The 16730-nt window shown below is 62.7% G+C and carries 19 protein-coding genes and 1 tRNA gene; 5 read left to right on the forward strand and 15 right to left on the reverse strand.

Features of this window, described 5'->3' with window-relative positions; all coding sequences use genetic code 11:
- Positions 1–44: 44 nt before the first annotated feature.
- The 10 genes from ACFUOZ_RS10640 to ACFUOZ_RS10685 all read right to left on the reverse strand — a co-directional run bounded on the left by ACFUOZ_RS10640 (position 45) and on the right by ACFUOZ_RS10685 (position 8084).
- Entirely contained in the window at positions 45–950 is a 906-nt protein-coding gene (locus ACFUOZ_RS10640; RefSeq protein WP_377547706.1) for a hypothetical protein, read from the reverse strand.
- A gap of 143 nt (positions 951–1093) precedes the next feature.
- Positions 1094–1603: an RNA polymerase sigma factor gene (locus tag ACFUOZ_RS10645; protein WP_377547709.1), complete on the reverse strand. Its 510-nt coding sequence runs from the start codon at positions 1601–1603 to the stop codon at positions 1094–1096.
- Between the two features lie 104 nt (positions 1604–1707).
- A complete protein-coding gene (locus ACFUOZ_RS10650; protein WP_377547711.1) occupies positions 1708–2763 on the reverse strand; it encodes a HoxN/HupN/NixA family nickel/cobalt transporter in 1056 nt (351 codons plus the stop codon).
- Positions 2763–3464 (reverse strand): urease accessory protein UreD, encoded by a 702-nt coding sequence (locus ACFUOZ_RS10655; RefSeq protein WP_377547713.1) that lies wholly within the window; start codon positions 3462–3464, stop codon positions 2763–2765. Before ACFUOZ_RS10655 ends, ACFUOZ_RS10650 begins: the two co-directional genes overlap by 1 nt.
- Before the next feature lie 296 nt (positions 3465–3760).
- A complete protein-coding gene (gene ureG, locus ACFUOZ_RS10660; protein WP_377547716.1) occupies positions 3761–4378 on the reverse strand; it encodes an urease accessory protein UreG in 618 nt (205 codons plus the stop codon).
- A gap of 13 nt (positions 4379–4391) precedes the next feature.
- On the reverse strand, positions 4392–5063 hold the full coding sequence (locus tag ACFUOZ_RS10665; RefSeq protein WP_377547718.1) for an urease accessory protein UreF: 672 nt from the start codon (positions 5061–5063) through the stop codon (positions 4392–4394).
- 132 nt (positions 5064–5195) lie between these two features.
- Complete coding sequence (ureE, locus tag ACFUOZ_RS10670; protein ID WP_377547720.1) at positions 5196–5669, reverse strand: urease accessory protein UreE; 474 nt, start codon at positions 5667–5669, stop codon at positions 5196–5198.
- Between the two features lie 8 nt (positions 5670–5677).
- Positions 5678–7408 (reverse strand): urease subunit alpha, encoded by a 1731-nt coding sequence (gene ureC, locus ACFUOZ_RS10675; RefSeq protein WP_377547722.1) that lies wholly within the window; start codon positions 7406–7408, stop codon positions 5678–5680.
- Positions 7405–7773, reverse strand: coding sequence for an urease subunit beta (locus tag ACFUOZ_RS10680; protein WP_377547724.1), 369 nt, complete (start codon positions 7771–7773; stop codon positions 7405–7407). The genes ureC and ACFUOZ_RS10680 overlap by 4 nt, the downstream gene beginning before the upstream one ends.
- Before the next feature lie 8 nt (positions 7774–7781).
- On the reverse strand, positions 7782–8084 hold the full coding sequence (locus ACFUOZ_RS10685) for an urease subunit gamma (protein ID WP_281452098.1): 303 nt from the start codon (positions 8082–8084) through the stop codon (positions 7782–7784).
- Between the two features lie 196 nt (positions 8085–8280).
- On the opposite strand from ACFUOZ_RS10685, the gene ACFUOZ_RS10690 reads away from it, so the two are divergent.
- Positions 8281–8796: a flavin reductase family protein gene (locus tag ACFUOZ_RS10690; protein ID WP_377547726.1), complete on the forward strand. Its 516-nt coding sequence runs from the start codon at positions 8281–8283 to the stop codon at positions 8794–8796.
- Here the strand turns inward: ACFUOZ_RS10690 and ACFUOZ_RS10695 are convergent.
- Positions 8793–9893, reverse strand: coding sequence for a D-TA family PLP-dependent enzyme (locus ACFUOZ_RS10695; protein ID WP_377547729.1), 1101 nt, complete (start codon positions 9891–9893; stop codon positions 8793–8795). The genes ACFUOZ_RS10690 and ACFUOZ_RS10695 overlap by 4 nt on opposite strands.
- A 32-nt stretch (positions 9894–9925) precedes the next feature.
- The gene (locus ACFUOZ_RS10700; RefSeq protein ID WP_377547731.1) at positions 9926–10930 is read right to left on the reverse strand and encodes a LacI family DNA-binding transcriptional regulator; all 1005 of its coding nucleotides are present in this window, start codon (positions 10928–10930) and stop codon (positions 9926–9928) included.
- A 248-nt stretch (positions 10931–11178) separates the two neighbouring features.
- On the opposite strand from ACFUOZ_RS10700, the gene ACFUOZ_RS10705 reads away from it, so the two are divergent.
- Together ACFUOZ_RS10705 and ACFUOZ_RS10710 are read left to right on the forward strand one after the other, a co-directional pair.
- The gene (locus ACFUOZ_RS10705; protein ID WP_377547734.1) at positions 11179–11955 is read left to right on the forward strand and encodes a GAF and ANTAR domain-containing protein; all 777 of its coding nucleotides are present in this window, start codon (positions 11179–11181) and stop codon (positions 11953–11955) included.
- Between the two features lie 121 nt (positions 11956–12076).
- The gene (locus ACFUOZ_RS10710) at positions 12077–12448 is read left to right on the forward strand and encodes a hypothetical protein (RefSeq protein WP_377547736.1); all 372 of its coding nucleotides are present in this window, start codon (positions 12077–12079) and stop codon (positions 12446–12448) included.
- Between the two features lie 6 nt (positions 12449–12454).
- Here ACFUOZ_RS10710 and ACFUOZ_RS10715 read toward each other — a convergent pair whose 3' ends face one another.
- Positions 12455–13978 carry an alpha-N-arabinofuranosidase gene (locus tag ACFUOZ_RS10715; RefSeq protein WP_377547738.1) on the reverse strand — a complete coding sequence of 508 codons (1524 nt, stop codon included), beginning with the start codon at positions 13976–13978 and terminating at the stop codon, positions 12455–12457.
- Positions 13979–14105: 127 nt separating this feature from the next.
- Here ACFUOZ_RS10715 and ACFUOZ_RS10720 point away from each other — a divergent pair, with 127 nt between their 5' ends.
- The gene (locus ACFUOZ_RS10720) at positions 14106–14705 is read left to right on the forward strand and encodes a class I SAM-dependent methyltransferase (RefSeq protein WP_377547740.1); all 600 of its coding nucleotides are present in this window, start codon (positions 14106–14108) and stop codon (positions 14703–14705) included.
- A 57-nt stretch (positions 14706–14762) separates the two neighbouring features.
- Here ACFUOZ_RS10720 and ACFUOZ_RS10725 read toward each other — a convergent pair.
- A tRNA-Lys gene (locus ACFUOZ_RS10725) sits at positions 14763–14835 on the reverse strand.
- Between the two features lie 227 nt (positions 14836–15062).
- On the opposite strand from ACFUOZ_RS10725, the gene ACFUOZ_RS10730 reads away from it, so the two are divergent.
- Entirely contained in the window at positions 15063–15722 is a 660-nt protein-coding gene (locus ACFUOZ_RS10730) for a hypothetical protein (protein WP_363934705.1), read from the forward strand.
- A 234-nt stretch (positions 15723–15956) separates the two neighbouring features.
- On the opposite strand, the gene ACFUOZ_RS10735 is transcribed toward ACFUOZ_RS10730, so the two are convergent.
- The gene (locus ACFUOZ_RS10735) at positions 15957–16682 is read right to left on the reverse strand and encodes a hypothetical protein (protein ID WP_377547742.1); all 726 of its coding nucleotides are present in this window, start codon (positions 16680–16682) and stop codon (positions 15957–15959) included.
- Positions 16683–16730: the final 48 nt, after the last annotated feature.

The raw sequence follows: 16730 nt of genomic DNA on the forward strand, positions 1-16730 counted from the left end.
TAATTGACAAAAAAGTAATGTGACTTGTCATGTGATGCACGCAGCTACTGATACCGAAGGCTCAAAAGCAGGGACTTCAACTGCTGGTATTGCGTGGTTCCCATCCAGGCCTTTGCAGCTTCGGGGGTGGCGAAGATCGGTTGCTTCTCGTAGTCGAAAATGACGCGTGCGGCCATGATCCCGTTCGGCATTTTGATCTGGTTGGTTCCCGAGCCGGTCAAGCCTGAGCCCAGCTGCGAGCTGCGACGGACATCCATCGAGTAGTGCGGGGTCTGGTCCTCCAAGGCAGCCGCAGGATCCTGGCCGGGCTCAACCATCTGGGCTCCCACATCCGAGAAGAACCCGAACTGCACCAGGTCATCCGGCGCATCCGAAGCCATGATCTCCGTGACTGGAGCCTGGTCAAAGACCGTCCTTTTTACGAACGCGCCCGTACCGTCGCCATAGAATCCGCTGTACACGTAGGCAACGGGCGTCCCGGCGCTGTCCATGACAGTGGCCCCCTGCGAAGCCGCTTTCGTTTCCTCTGACAGGTATGGACCCTGCTCCGTCTTAACGCTCCATCCAACCGGGTAGCTGAAGGAGAGGTGTCCATCGGGGAACGTGTAGCTCTGGACTTGGGCAGCATGCGGCAGAGTCGTTGTCGAAATGGGCGTTGGGGCCGCCACTGGGACTGTAGCGACCGGCGTGGAGGTGGGCTGGGGCGTTGCAACTGCTGTGGGCGTCGCTGCAGGACTGGCGGTTGGCGTGGCCGTCGGCGACGGCGGGGCGGACGCTGTGGGCGTGGCTGTGGCGTCGGCGGAAGTCACCGTCGCAGCAGGAGCAGGAGTGGCGCTGACCGGCCCAAAGTAGGCAGCCACCAGGACGCCGGTTGTCACTGCGGCAGCACCGAGCAGCAATCCCCCGGCAATCTGGAACTTCCGCGCCCTTCGCTTATCAAGGGCAGTCACATTTGAATGAGAATCCGTGTCACTGAATACAGTGGTCCCGGACAGGATTCTGTGGAGCGCTTCATCACCCTTCGGCTCCGGAGCATCATCCATATCCCACGGGTCAATCGCTGAAATTTGGTTCTTGATAGGATCCATGATCTTCAGGCCCCCAACTTCTGTGTAGTAAATTCGACTCCCGCAGGCATCTGTTTGCGGAAAGCTGTGCGTGCGCGGTGCAGGCGGACCTTCGCCGCTGATTCGCTGCATTGCAGGACTCCGGCAATCTCAGCTGTGCTCAAGTCATCCCAATAGGCGAGCTGCAGGATTTCACGGTCCTGTTCCCGCATTCGCATCAAAGCGTCCTGTACCACGACGTTTTCGGAGTCATCACCAAAGCGCTGGACCGCCGTCGTGCGAAGCTTTTCCTGCAGGGCGAGTCGTCTATCGCGGCTCCGGTACGCATTCCCCACCAGGTTGCGGGCAACCGTCAGAAGGTACGGAAGTTCCGGAGTGGACTCGTCGGTCCATTTTTGCCACACCACGCGGAAAACGTCCGCGGCGATCTCTTCGGCTATCTCCGCCGATTCAACCCTTCGGCGAACAAACTTGAATACGGCTGGATAGCTGTCTTTGTGAATGGCGATGAACGCCAATTCGCGCTCGGAAAGCACGATTTTCCCCCTGAAATATAGAGCCCGAACCTGCAGGATACTTGTCTAGTTTCCGGCTCAGGCCCGATGGTTACAGGGAGCGGGAAATTTTTGTGGGTGTCTGCCTATGCCGCGTGCCGCAGCGCCCGCCCGCGCCGTCCGCGCCAGGCAGACACACCCCACACGATCACGAACAACGCCACGAGGATCAAGCCGGCATCGCCCAGGTCGATTCCGCCGAGCCAGGTTGTCAGAGGATCATTCAGTCCGAAAGCGGCGTTGAGGAAGCCGCCAAGCGTAATCACGGAAATGAACAGTGCCGAAACTGCCGAGATGCCTGTAACGACGGCGTTGAAGCCGAGTTTCCGCCGGGGATTGTGTATGGCGGATTTGTACATTTTCATCATGGCAACCCCGTTGATGGAGTCGCACAGTGTCATGGCTGCCGCGAACGCCAGCGGCAGGGCCATCAGGGCGAGCGGCGAAACGCCGGCGAGTGACGCCGTCGTCGTGATGACCAGCAGCCCGATGGTGGTGGCGGTATCGAAACCCAGGCCGAACAGGAAACCGATCACGTAGATGTTCCTGGGCCGCTCCACCTTGGACAGGGGCTTTGCCAGCAGCCGGGCCACAAAACCTTTGGCTTCGAGGTCTTCAGGGTGCAACTCACCGCCACCCTGCACTTTCCGGTAGACCTGCGTGGCACGGATGAATGCGGAGCCGTTGAACAGGCCCATCGCCAGCAGGAAGAGGCCGGAAACCCCGCTGCCGATCAGGCCCAGCACCATGTTGCCGGTGGTGCCGTCCTCCATGAACTGCCCGATCAGCGTGGCCCCTGCAACCACCAGCAGCCCGGCCAGGATCACCACGGAACTGTGCCCCAGACTGAACGCGAACCCAACGCTCACCGGGTCCTTCCGCTGGGCTACGAACTTGCGCGTCGAGTTGTCGATGGCCGCGATGTGGTCCCAGTCGTAGCTGTGCTTGATACCCGCCACGTAAGCGGTTACCACCAGCCCGAGCGCCAGCGGTTGGGCGCCGCCCGCGCTTCCGGCAAGCAAAAGCACGACGGCGGCAAGATGCAATGCGGCCACTGCACCGAAGGTGAACAGCAGGCGCGTCCGGAGGGACAGGGCGTCCCGTTCGCGGTACATGGTGGCGAACTCGGTCAACGCAGTCATCAGTATTTCCTCAGGTTCAGGGGCTCCTGCCCGTACCAGCGTTCGCGAAGGAAGTTGGTGCAGGCACCCAGCAGTGTGTTGAGTTCTTCGGTGCTGTTCGACAACGATCGCAGCACAAGCCCGGTAGTTCCGGCAATAGTCGCGGTCAAAGAAACTCCGGTGTACGCCTCGAATCCGCGGGTCAGTTCATGCAACTGGTCAGCGAGCCCCTGGTCGACCCGTGGGTCCACCACCACCAGCGACCCCAGATGGCTGAAGCCCTCCATGAACCCCAGCCCCGTCACATCGTTGAGGGGAGGCCGGATAAGCAGGTTGTCGAGCGCCAGCAGCCGTTCCCCGTTGGCGGCCTGGACGCGGATCTCGTTCCTGAGCCGAACTTCCTCGTATCGGAACGCCGCGCCGTCGGGCGACCAGCCGGGCGTGATGACTTCGGCCATCACAAAGCACGACGTCGGGTGGAGACTGATGTGCGAATTCTGCCGGTAGCTCGCCTCACGGTAGGCAATCAACTGGTCGGGAAACAGCTCCAGCCGCGAGCCCTCCCCCAGCCGCACGCTCATCCGTTGCTCGGCAAAGGAGCCGGGCGTCCGATACACCTTGGTGGCCGACTGCGTGGTGAGGAGCAGGTCAGCCCCGTCCTCAACCTCCACCTCGATGAGGAACAAATCCGCCCCCAGATACGCCCCACCCGGATTGACCATGACATAACAAACCTGCCCGGATTCATCGAGATAGTGCGGCCTCAAAACCCGCAAAGCCCCCTCATGAAACTGCCAAGAAGCCACAGCCCTCCCGGAACTTTGGGCAATGCGCAACCGGAGTTCACCTCGGGGTGACTGGACCGCCGAGGCGGCTGAGCCGGATTTTTGGGCCGCGGCGTGGCGGGCTCCGCGGGGGGCCCACTGCTGCGAGGGCCCCGACTCGAGCTTGCGAGAGTTGGGAGCAGCTGGGGACGGGCACGACCCAAAATCCGGCGAAGCCGCCGTCGCAACCAGACTCACGAGGCGAGGTCGAGCATCAGGACATCCCGCCGGATCCAGTTGAGGACGTCTTCCAACCCCTCGTCCGTCTTGAGGTTCGTGAAGCAGAACGGCCTATTACCGCGGAACTCCTTGGAGTCCCGCTCCATGATGGACAGGTCCGCGCCGACGTGGGGTGCGAGGTCGGTCTTGTTGATGATGAAGAGGTCGGATTTGATCATGCCTTGGCCGGCCTTGCGGGGAATTTTCTCGCCCTGGGCGACGTCGATGATGTAGATGGAGAAGTCCACGAGCTCCGGGCTGAAGGTTGCCGAGAGATTGTCGCCGCCTGATTCGACGAAGATGACCTGCAGCCCGGGGTGGCGGGCTTTCAGTTCTTCGATGGCAGCCGTGTTCATGGAGGTGTCTTCGCGGATGGCCGTGTGCGGGCAGCCGCCGGTTTCGACGCCGATGATCCGGTCTTCGGGCAGGATGCCGTTGGCGGCGAGGATTTTTGCGTCCTCGATGGTGTAGATGTCGTTGGTGATGGCGGCCATGGAGATGTCACGGCTCATGTGTCGGGTGATCCGCTCCACGAGCTGGGTCTTTCCTGCTCCGACGGGTCCGCCGATGCCGATTTTGATGGGTTCAGTCATGTGTCCTCCTGCTTTAGCTCATGAACATGCGGGCGCGTTGCCTCTCGTGCCGCATTTGTGAAATTTCCAGTCCAGGACTTACCGCCCCAAAGTCGTCCCAGCACAGCTGTGCTACAACCTGGATGGCGGCAGCAACGGCGTCGTGCGCGTGGCGAAGTACCCGCTGCCCGGCGTTCTGCCCCAGCGGTATGGCGCGAACGGCGTTCTGCGTCAGCGAAGTAACCGTGGCGAACAGGTAGGCGCCAAGGGCTTCCTCAAAGGGAACCCCGAGCGACCGCGCAATGACCCCAAAAGCCAGGGGCTGATGCCCGGAAGCTCCACCTTCACGAACCAACTCCCGGTAGGCATCCAACTCACTCGAAGGAAACACTTCCCCGCCAATTTCAAGCAGCCGCCCACCCATCTTCAGCGAAGCCTCCCGCACCTCCCGAGCCAACAGCTGCCCCGAAAGAACAGAGTCCAACAACCCCACATCCACCCCCTCATAAAGGAAGCGAAGAGCCAACCCATCAGAATAGGTCAACTGCTGCCCCACTAAAGCGGAAAGCCAAACCCCAAAAGCGACCTCATCCCCAACAAGCCCCCGCTCGATATAGCCCTCAAACCCCAAAGAATGAGCAAACGCCCCCGTAGGCAAAGCCGAGTCGGTCAACTGTTGAAGAGCAAGCTGATATGTCGCACTCATCGAGCGCCCTCAAGGGTGAGGAGACAGCCAGCCGCGCCGGATTTTTGGGCCGCGGCGTGGCGGGCATCGCGAAGCGGGCACGGCCCAAAATCCGGGGCGGCGCCCCAGCCGCCACAAGTTGCGGGCAAACGCTTAGTGCGAGTGCTCGGCATGGCGGAACGGCACCGGCATGACCCGTTCTTGCCTGTCGTAGGGGACGCCGACGCTCTTCAGGTAATCCTCGACAGTGTGGTCGTACTGACAAACCATGACCTCGGCCCCGTACTCAGAGGACGCATCGAAGAACTGTGCCTGCAGGTGCCGGTTGCCGAGCGAATGTGCCACAACACCCATTTCGTGGATGCTTCGCGGCGCGATCACCAGGACGTCGGTGGGCAGCACGGAGATGACAATGACGTTGTGGTCGTCCGCGGCCAGGATGTCGCCGTCGCGGAGGTCCCCTGAACCGCTTGGGAGCCGGATGCCCAGTTCCTTGCCGTGGTCGGTGGTGACGCGCTGGATGCGTTTGACCAGTAACGCACTGGGAAGCACCACCTTTTCCTTGTGGTGCCCGGTGAAGTCCCCGGGTTGCTCGTGCAGGTTGCCCAGGATTTTCTCGATGATCATGCAGGCTCCTAAAACAGGAAGTAGCGCTGCGCCATGGGCAGCACGTCGGACGGCTGGGAGGTGACTTCTTCGCCGTCGACCGTCACTTTGTAGGTTTCGGGGTCGACGGCGATGTCCGGCGTTTCGCCGTTGAATTTGAGGTCCGCCTTGCTCAGGTTGCGGATGCCGGTAACGGGTTTGATGATGCGTTCAAGGCCGAGTTCGGCGGGCACCCCGGCGTCGATGGCTGCTTGGGACAGGAACGTGATGGACGTCTGTTGCAGCGCCTTACCGTAGGTGGCGAACATGGGCCGCATGGTGCGTGGTTGTGGGGTGGGGATGGAGGCGTTGGAGTCGCCCATGAGGGCGTAAGCGATTTGCCCGCCTTTGATGACGAGTTCCGGTTTCACGCCGAAGAAGGCGGGGTCCCACAGCACCAGATCGGCGAATTTGCCCTCTTCCACGGAGCCGATGACGTTGGCCATGCCCTGCGCGATCGCCGGGTTGATGGTGTATTTGGCCACGTACCTCTTCAACCGGAAGTTGTCGGATTCCGGGGATCCGTGCACCGTCCCTGACGGATCGAGCAAGACACCGCGCTGGCGTTTCATGGCGTCGGCTACCTGCCAGGTCCGGGTCACCACTTCGCCCACCCGGCCCATGGCCTGGGAGTCAGATGAGGTAATGGCGAAGATGCCGAGGTCGTGCAGGACGTCTTCGGCGGCGATGGTTTCGGCACGGATCCGGGAATCGGCGAAAGCCACGTCTTCGGGGATGTCCGGGTTGAGGTGGTGGCACACCATGAGCATGTCCAGGTGCTCTTCGATGGTGTTCTTCGTGTACGGCAGGGTGGGGTTGGTCGATGCGGGGAGGACGTTCGGCAGACCGGCGATCTTGATGATGTCCGGGGCATGGCCGCCGCCGGCGCCTTCGGTGTGGAAGGTGTGGATGACGCGGCCGTCGATGGCCCGGATGGTGTCCTCCACGAAGCCGCACTCGTTGAGGGTGTCTGTGTGGATGGCCACCTGGATGTCGTATTCGTCCGCCACGCGGAGGGACATGTCAATCGAGGACGTGGTTGAGCCCCAATCCTCGTGGACTTTCAGCCCTACCGCACCTGCGCGGATCTGCTCAGCGAGGGGCTCGACGGCGGACGCGTGGCCCTTACCGAATAGGCCGATGTTCACGGGCAGCCCCTCGGCCGCGAGCAGCATCCTGGAGATGTGCCAAGCGCCGGGCGTGATGGTGGTGGCTTTGGTACCTTCGGCCGGACCGGTGCCGCCGCCCACCATGGTGGTGACGCCGTTGCACAATGCGGCCGGCACCTGCTCTGGAGAAATGAAGTGGATGTGGGTGTCGATGCCGCCGGCTGTGAGGATTTTCCGTTCACCGGCGATGATCTCGGTGCTGGCGCCGATGACGATGTCCACGCCATCGGTGATCTGCGGATTTCCGGCCTTGCCGATCTTGAAGATGTGCCCGTCTTTCAGGGCAATGTCGGCCTTGTAGATCCCCGTGTAGTCCAGGACCACAACGTTGCTGATGACGGTATCCGGGATGTCCTCTGAGCGCGTCAGCTGGCCGTTCTGGCCCATGCCGTCGCGGATGACTTTGCCCCCGCCGAAGACCACTTCTTCGCCATGGACCGTGTAGTCCTTCTCGATTTCGAGGATTAGCTCCGTATCCGCCAAACGGATGGCGTCGCCGGTGGTGGGTCCGTAGAGTTCGGAGTACTGCTTGCGTGATATCTCGAAGCTCACTGGTGGTCCCTTTCCGCTGCGACGCCTGGGCGGGCTTCCCCGGAAACGCCGGTACCGCCGTCGAGCTTTCCGTTGACAGCATTGCTGAGGCCGAAGACTTCGCGGGACCCCGCAAGTTCAATGAGTTGGACCGTCTTCCTGTCCCCCGGTTCAAAGCGTGCGGCTGTGCCCGCCGGGATGTCGAGGCGGCGGCCGTAGGCGGCTTCGCGGTCGAACTCCAGGGCACGGTTCGCTTCGGCGAAGTGGTAGTGCGAGCCGATCTGCACGGGACGGTCGCCGCGGTTCACGACCTCGACGGCGATGGCCTCACGACCGCTGTTGCAGGTGATGGAACCTGGCCGGAGCCTGTATTCACCGGGGATCATGGGGGCTCCTAGCGGATGGGGTTGTGGACGGTGACGAGCTTGGTGCCGTCAGGGAACGTGGCCTCGATCTGGACATCATGGATCATCTCCGGAACGCCCTCCATCACGTCTTCGCGGCTGAGCAGGGTGGTTCCGTAGCTCATGAGTTCCGCCACGGTCCTGCCGTCGCGGGCACCTTCGATGAGCTCGTAGCTGATGATTGCCACTGCTTCGGGGTAGTTCAACTTAAGCCCGCGGCCTTGGCGGCGCCGTGCGAGGTCTGCGGCCACCACGATCATGAGTTTCTCCTGCTCACGGGGCAATAGGTGCACGACATCTCCTTCTGGCTGGGCACAGCTGGCCTGGTGTGACCAGCGTAAGGAGCGGAAGTTTCAGCCACGTTTCCGATCTGTCTCAGCGGGGGGTCGGAAGGCCCCGAATTGACCTCAACTAATGTTGAGGTTCTAGCATCGGATACTGTGCGCCCAGCGGTGCCACATTCGAGCACTTTCCACCAAAGGTATAGCGATGACCCACCACAATCCCCTGCCGGACCCGGCTGTCGGCGAGCTCTTCAGGGCTGCATTCCGTGCGCACCCGGCGGGAGTCGCGATCGTCACTGCCTCAGGGCCGGACGGGCCGGTGGGACTCACGGCGTCCTCGGTGGCGTCGGTGGCGGTGGATCCACCAACGCTTGCGTTCTCCGTAACCGGCGGCCGTTCGGCGTCGGTCGTTGCAGCGGCCGACTCGATCGTGGTGCACCTGGTAGGGGCCGGGCAGCTCGAACTGGCCCGTACATTTGCGGACCCCACGGCTCCCCGCTTCACGGAAGACATGGATTGGCAGTGGCTGCCCACCGGCGAACCCCTTCTCCGGGAGGCCCGGTGGGCGCTGCGGTGCAACATCATTCACCGCGCACCGCTGGGAGGCTCAGTGCTGCTCGCGGCCACCGTTGAGGACATCCGGGCAGCAGATGGCGACTCAGCCCCGCTGGTGTACCACGACCGAGCGTTCCACACCCTGCTTGAGAGCGTGCCGGCCTAGCTGTTCCTGCCCCGCGCCGCCACGGCCCACGTATCCACCACAGCACCATCACGCACCACTGAAACCTCATCCACCAGGTTCATGGTGAGGCAGACGTGGTTGGGGATCACCCGGAGCCGGGTGCCCAGGGCCGGAAGCTCGTCCGAATCCGGCCAGACGACCGTGGCGTGGTGCTCGGACAGCGCCGTCACCCGGGCCTCCGGGAACTCGGGAAGCCGGGCGTAACCCGTGGCCCAGTCAGGACGATCGCTGCCCAGGACCTTGCTGCCGGCATCCACCACCACGCGACGGACATTGCCGCCGCGTGCTTCGTGGCGGCTGACCACCGTAGCGGCCACCGTCAGGGCAATGTCGTCCCAGGCACACCGTTCAAGCTCCAGCTGCTGGGCATCGCCAAAGACGTAGACGCCTGGGCGCAGCTCCGTTGCCGCCGTCGGCCCGTCGAGGAGTGCCGTGGGAGTGGAGCCACCGCTGATGGTCCGCACCTCAAAGCTGGCCGACTCGAGTGCCGCAGCCGCCTGCCCCAAGGCCTCGTTTTCGTTGCCGGCCGCACCCGTTGGCATTCCGGGTTTGTAGCTGTGGCCGGGGAAGGTGAAGACGCCGGCAACCTTGAGCCCTGCCGCGGCCGCAGCACGGGCCACGTCCACTGTCTCGTCCGGAAGGACACCACTGCGGTGGTGGCCGCTGTCCACCTCGATCAGAACCTCGACGGAACCGGCGTCCGAGCCCAATTGGTGACCCATCGCCGTCGCGCCTTCCGCCGAATCGACGCCAACGGCCAAGCGGGAAGTCGCGGCAAGGGCCCGGAGGCGGTCAGCGTGATCAGCTTCCACCCACAGTGGGTACGCAATGAAGATGTCCTTGACGCCGTCCGCCGCGAAGACCTCAGCCTCCCCGATGGTGGCAACCGTGATGCCGACTGCACCGGCAGCAAGCTGCTTGCGCGCAATCTCCAGCGTCTTGTGCGTCTTAACGTGAGGGCGGAGATTCAGCCCCCGGCCCTGCATGTTGTCAGCCATCCGCTGGATGTTGCGGTCAAGGATATCGACGTCGATCATGACGGCAGGGGTACGGACGGCAGCTGGAATCACGTTCATTCCTCAAAGACTAACCGGCCCGGCACCAACCTCTAAGGCGCGGAATCCCGGACCCTCAGCTCGAAGGCGGCTTCCGGCTGGCGGACCCCGGACGTTTCCTGGTCGCTTCCGATCCTCTCGATCAGGAGTTCGACGGCGCGCTCCGCAATTTCCGCACGCCCCGGCGCCACAGTCGTTAGCGAAGGCGAAGCGAAGCGCGCCTCTTCAATATCGTCGAAACCGGCCACGGCGATCTCCTCCGGCACCTTCTTTCCACGGACCAGAAGCTCGTGAAGCGCTCCCAAGGCCAGGGCGTCGTTGAGGCCGAACACCGCGTCGAACTCCGCGCCGCTGTCCAACAGTCCCGCTATCGCCTCCGCGCCCCCGTCCCGCCGCCACGGGCACCGCACCACCAATGCTGGGTCATACCCGACTCCGGCGTCCGCGAGCGCAGCCTTGTACCCGCCGAGCCGCAGCCCCGCGCTGCCTGTCGTATCGCCGTCGGCGGCTCCCAGGACAGCTATACGACGGCGACCACCCGCCAGCAGGTGGGTGGTAATAGCGGCGGCGGCTTCCTGGTTCTGGATGAGGACCATGTCCAGGCGCGGGTCCTGCACATATTCCCCCAGGAGGACCAACGGCTTGGTGCCCGCCGCCTGGATGATCTCCTCGGCACCAAGGGCCAGGGGAATGAACAGGAGGCCGTCGGTGAGGCTGCGGAATTGGCCCTGGATTGCTGCCTTCTCGTGGCCTGCTTCGTTGCCGGACTGCTCCACCAGGACCCGGTAGCCGCGACGCCAGGCTGCTTTCATGATGTCGGACGCCAGCTCCGCGTAATAGGGGACGGAGAGGTCGGCCAGGACGAGGCCCAGCATGTTGGTTTTCCCGGATCGGAGGCTGCGGGCCGTCAGGTTGGTTTCGTAGCCGAGCTCCTCGATGGCGTCCAGGACACGTTGGCGCGTGGTTGGCCGGATGAATTCGTAGTTGTTGATGACATTGGAAACCGTCTTCAACGAGACCCCGGCGGCCTTCGCGACGTCGTTCATGGTCACTGCCATGCGGCACTCCTTCGGTGCTGGTGAAATACATCGTTGCAATCAAAGAACGCACGGTTGGCTGTATCGTGTTGCACGCCATAAGCGTAGTGTCGAAGTATGAGATCCCGGATGTTGACAGTCCGGGACTGATAATCCGGGTTGTGCGCGAACACGAGCACACAGCCGCCCAGCCGGAGACGCGTGAAGTCCGGCCTTGCTGAATTGAGGCCATAATGGCCCGCAATGAGGAAGAGCAATCTTCTGCAAAAATGCAAAATCATCTTTCTGAAATTCCTGACTCAACGCCCCCTGCAGCTCCCACTGATCTGACGTATTTTCTGGAGCGAATCCAGGATCTGCTTATCAAAAATGCGGACATTCCCTGCTTTCTCGACGAGTTGGTGGATATGACGGCGGACGAGCTCACCACATCGGCCAACCCGGTCGCGTGTGGAATGACTGTCATGCGGCAGAAAAGGCCGGTGGCAGTCGCGGACAGCAGCCCCCTTGCCCGTCAATTGGACGAAATTCAAAACCGTTTGGGGGACGGCCCTTGCCTCACTGCCCTCCGGACGCGGACCATGACCCATGTCCCTGACATACGGCGCGAGAATCGTTGGCCGGCTTATATGCAAGCCGTGGAAAACACGAATGTTGGCGCCATCCTGGCGCTGCCCCTTGATGTGAACAGCACCTCGGCCGCCGTCGTTAATTTGTACTCGGCGCACCCGCACGGTTTCGACGAAGAGGATGTCCTGGCCGCCCAGCGCGTAACCGCCACGGGAGCAAAGGCCCTGCATCTGGCAATCAAATTCTCCCAATTGCGGGATGCCCGTGAGAATTTGGTCGCGGCGCTGGATTCCCGGGCCACCATCGACACCGCTGTGGGCATCATCATGGCCCAGAGCAGGTGCAACCGCGATGCAGCCTTCCAGATCCTGGTTGACGCGTCGAGCCACCGCAACATGAAACTGCGTGCGGTAGCCGAGGCCGTCGTTGCCCGGATAGCCGGAGACCGACAGCTCCCCGTCTCCTTTGAGGAGTAGGGCCTTCGCAAGCCAGCCTTGCCGAGCCGTCACACGGCGCTCATACCCCTGCAACGCGCCCGCAACATAGTTGCGCAAAGCTGGATCCAAGCAAATGACGGAGCCAGCTGAGGAGGCAACCATGGGCATTGCAAACAGGGACCTGTTCCAAGCGCTGAAGACACAGGCCACTTTGGCCCAGGCCTTCGGCGCACTTCCCGGCAGCCAGGAAGAACCGCACGCGCTGAGCCCGGGAGACTACGTCCAGGCGTGGCACAACGGCCGCCTGTACCACCAGGGCACCGTGGTCAAGACCGTGGCCGGCACCGACCTCTTCTGGCTCAACGACCAGACCGGGACCAGGCGTCTGCTGGATATGGAATCCATGGAAATCGTGACCGTCGACGGACCGGCTCCGGAGGCTGCAACGCAACCGCCAAAGCAGGCTCCCGCCGCTGTCACACCAATTTCCGCGTACCCTACCTTCCACGACGGAACGCAGCAGATCGCCTAGTTTCCCCTAGGGCTCGAGGGACAGCCTGATCATGGTCCAGCTCACGGCCGGAAGCTCGGCGGTGAGGTTGCCGCCGTCGAGCTTTACGCTGACGTTTTCGGACGGCAGGACCGACGTCGAATCGTCGGCAGTCGCCTGCCAGTACGGGTCCTTGTTCGTGTAGGTCACCGCCTCGATGACCTTTCCGGCGTGCAAGCTTCCGACGACGGCGTCCAGCGTCAGCGCGTCCGTGGCCGAGCGGTTCACTGCGAACACCACGGCCTGGTTGGCGTCGGCGTCGTAGGTTGCCACGGCCGACAGTGAGCTGAAGCCGGGGGTCTTTTCGCTGTCCAGCTGCGGAGACTCGACGGCGAGATTCAGCACCTCGCCGGAGGCGTGTCGGGATGTGAGGGCGAACGGGTGGAAGGTTGTCTGCTTCCATGCGCGGCCGCCGGGCTCGGTCATGATTGGTGCGATGACATTGACCAGCTGGGCGAGGCTCGCTGAATGGACGCGATCGGTGTGGCGCAGCAGCGTGATCAGGAGATCGCCCACCACCACCGCATCCGCCACCGTGTAGCGGTCCTCCAGCAGGACCGGAGCAACCGGCCAGTCATCGCCGGTGGGGGCCTTGGACTCGTCGCGTGTCAGGTGCCAGACGTTCCACTCATCAAAGGAAATGTTGACCTGCTTTTCCGACTTGGTAGCCGATTTCACGTGATCGATGTGCGAGACGATGTCCTTGATGAAGGCCTCCATCCTGTGGCCTGCGGAAAGATGTTCCTGCAGGTCGCCGAAATCCTCGAAGTACTGGTGCGCCGAGATCAGGTCCACCAGTTCGTAGGTTTCGTTGAGGACCACGCGCTCCCATTCACCGAACGTGGGGATATTGGGGCCGGAACTGCCACAGGCAACCAGTTCCAGGTCCGGGTTGACCATGCGCATCGCCCGGGCGGTTTCGGCGGCCACACGGGCGTACTCGGTGGGCGTTTTGTGGCCGATCTGCCAGAGGCCGTCCATCTCGTTGCCGAGGCACCACATAGTGATGTTGTGCGGTTCCACGGCACCGTTCGCTTTACGCTGCTCGGACAACGCCGTGCCGCCCTTGATGTTGGAGTACTCCAGCAGGTCCAGCGCTTCCTGGGTTCCCCGCGTGCCCAGGTTCACGGCCATCATGGGCTCCACCCCGGCCTTCACGGACCACTTGGCGAATTCGTCAACGCCCACCAGGTTGGGATCGCTCGAGTGCCAGGCAAGGTCAAGACGCGTGGGACGGTTTTCCTTCGGACCCACCCCGTCCTCCCAGCGGTAGCCGGAGACGAAGTTGCCGCCGGGATAGCGGACCGTGGAGACGCCGAGTTCCTTGGTTAGGTCCAGGACGTCCGTACGGAATCCGTCCTCATCAGCCTTGGGATGCTCCGGCTCGAAAATGCCGGTGTAGACACAGCGGCCCAGGTGCTCGACGAAAGCCCCGAAGGTCTTCCTCCGGACGGGGCCGATGACGAATGCGGGGTCGACAGTGATTTTGGCGGTGGTGTTCTGGGCTCCCAAAGCGTGGGTCCTTGTCTGCTGGGTTGTACGGGGACATGCGAGTCAATTTACAACGTTATAAAAACCATGCTGTCTGTGGATGGGGTGGGAGTCAAGAGATTTCTTCGCGCGCCTCTACTCTGGGTTCATGCGATCGCACACCGTTCGGGCCGCCTACGCTGCCCGGGCTGCCGAGTACACGGGCCTTTTCGGCTCCATCAAAAGCACTCATCCGACCGACAGGGCACTGGTCAGGGAATGGGCCGGCGAGCTCGATGGGAAGGTCCTCGACGCCGGCTGCGGCCCGGGGCAATGGACGGGTTTCCTTCACTCACTGGGCACGGACGTCGAGGGGGTTGACCTGGTCCCGGAGTTCATCGCCACCGCCCGGGAGAACCACCCTGACATACCCTTCTCCTTGGGTTCCCTGGAACAGCTGTCGACGCCGGACGGCTCGTTGGCGGGGATCCTCGCGTGGTACTCGGTGATCCACACGCCGCCGGAGGAGCTGGGCGCGGTGCTTATGGAATTCGCCCGATGCCTCAAGCCCGGAGGGCGCCTGCTGCTGGGATTCTTCGAAGCCGACAGGGTGAAGGAATTCCCGCACGCCGTAACACCCGCCTACTTCTGGCCTGCGGAGGAGGTGTCCGCCCGGCTTCGAAGGGCGGGCTTCACAGTCATCAGCACGCACTCGCGCACGGATCCCGGAGCCCGTCCACATGCGGCGGTCGTGGCCGTGCGGAGGTAGCTCCCGTGTGGGAACAAAAACAGGCCGGAGACTCAACGTCTCCGGCCTGCAGGAGGGTGGGCCCTGTGGGGATCGAACCCACGACCCACGGATTAAAAGTCCGATGCTCTACCAACTGAGCTAAAGGCCCTCCAGCTGTTGAAACAGCCATAAATACTGTACCCCAAGGTCAAGGCAGGTAAGGAACCCGGGGTGGGGTGCGCCGTCGTGACCTTCTTTAAACGAAACCACGACGGCGACGCGCGGCGGCAGCGGCGTGTCGGCCCACGGGCGGCACCAAAGTGGGTCGTTGCGGTACACGAGCGCGCGAAACAACCGTTACTCGACCCCACCAGAGCACAGGAGTACGGTGAACTCATGAGCGAACAGCAAGGATCACGTGCGTACGGCGGAGCAAACAGGCACCACAAGCCCAAGCCCTTTGCGCCCATCGATTTCGAACCGTTTGCCGGCGGCGCGGACCCTGCGAGAGTGTCCGAGGCCGCACACCTCGCCGCCCAGGCGCTTGTTAAGCGGGGCCGGGACAGCGACGACCCGAAGGTCACGCGCAGACTGGTGAAACTCGCCGACGAGCAGGGCCTCGATGCAATCGCCGAAATGTGGGCCGAGAGCCCGGCCCGCAGCCTGCCCGGCGCACTCTGGCGGCTGTATGCCCTCCGCGCGGCCACCATCCAGAACCCGGAGCGCATCTCTGTCTACTTCAGGGCCGGCCGCGACACAGCGCAGGTTTCCAACGTCGTGGCGGGCGCAGCCGAGCCACCGGGAGCCGAAGAAATGAAGACCATGGCGGATGCGATTTTGTCGGGCGCTTTCGACGGCGAGTTCGACGTCGCGCTGGAACGTTCCGCTGCATTCTGCCGCGTGGTGGCGCTCGGCCAGGCAACCCTCGCCGACGGCGCCGAGCACAGCAACGAAGGCCACGCGAGCAAGCTCACCCGCAACTCCCACCAGTTGGTGAAGACCGCCGAAGACCTCGAGCACGCGGCAAACGCGTGGCGGCTGGGCGAGTTGGACTAGCGCGCCCGAAGGGCGAAACGTACCCACGCCCGGCCCGGACTGTCAATGTTGACTTAGCCAGCCAGACGGGGAAAACTAAAACTGGTGTCGAACCGCGAAACCCCCGGGCTTCAACTTATAGCCGCTTCGAGCGGCCTACCGCCGAGAGGCGTATCCGGTTCGGCACCATTTTTATGCCCGAAAGTGCTTTGCCCGGACCAGTACTGAGGCGGTCCGGGCAAAGCGAGGCAGGCACTACTTCAGCGTGACCGTGGTTTCGGCGGTTTCCTTCTTGTCGTGATCAAGGTCGCCGGCCGCGTTTTGCGGCGTCATGGTCGCCTTGATCTCGGTTTCCTTGCCCGCGGTGTAGGCAAAGTTTTCAGCGATGTTGAACGACTCACCCGGCTTCAGCACGAATGGGTCCTTTTCCTTCAGCTTGATGCCTGTGCTGGTGAGGCCGTGCTTCTTGAACCCGTCACTGCTGGAGTCGGACGGCATGCCGCCCAGGTACTTCCAGTCCGTGTACTTGGCGCTGGGTGTCACGAGTGAGTGGCTCAGGGGAATATCGGCCGATGAGGTGTTGGTGACTACGTAGTTCACGTAGACGATCGGAGCGCCCTTCTTCAGCAGGTTCTCCTTGGTTTCCTTGTCCACGAACATGCTGTCCTTGGAGGCGACATCCGTGGCCACCTGGAAGACGTCGACAGAGAAGCTGTCACCCTTCATGCTGCCCAGCTTGTCCCCGGCGTCAGAAATGGGGAGGGCCCAGGAGGCAACCTTGTAGGTGCCGGAAGTGGTGCCTTCGGACGCTGCCGACGAGGCAGGCGAGGACGCTGACGTTGACGGGGACGCGGAAGAGGAGGACGACGACGATTCGGAACCTCCCGCCGTCGGACTGGATGCGGCGGCGCCACAAGCACTCAAGGCAAGCATCCCTGCTGCCGCCAAAGCGGTGATCTTAGCTACGTTGTTGAAACGCACAGTTCCCCCATTGATTAGATTAATTAGTGGACGTCCCAAGTGTTGCAT

The organism is Paenarthrobacter sp. NPDC057355, assembly GCF_042667405.1.
Taxonomy (GTDB): domain Bacteria; phylum Actinomycetota; class Actinomycetes; order Actinomycetales; family Micrococcaceae; genus Arthrobacter.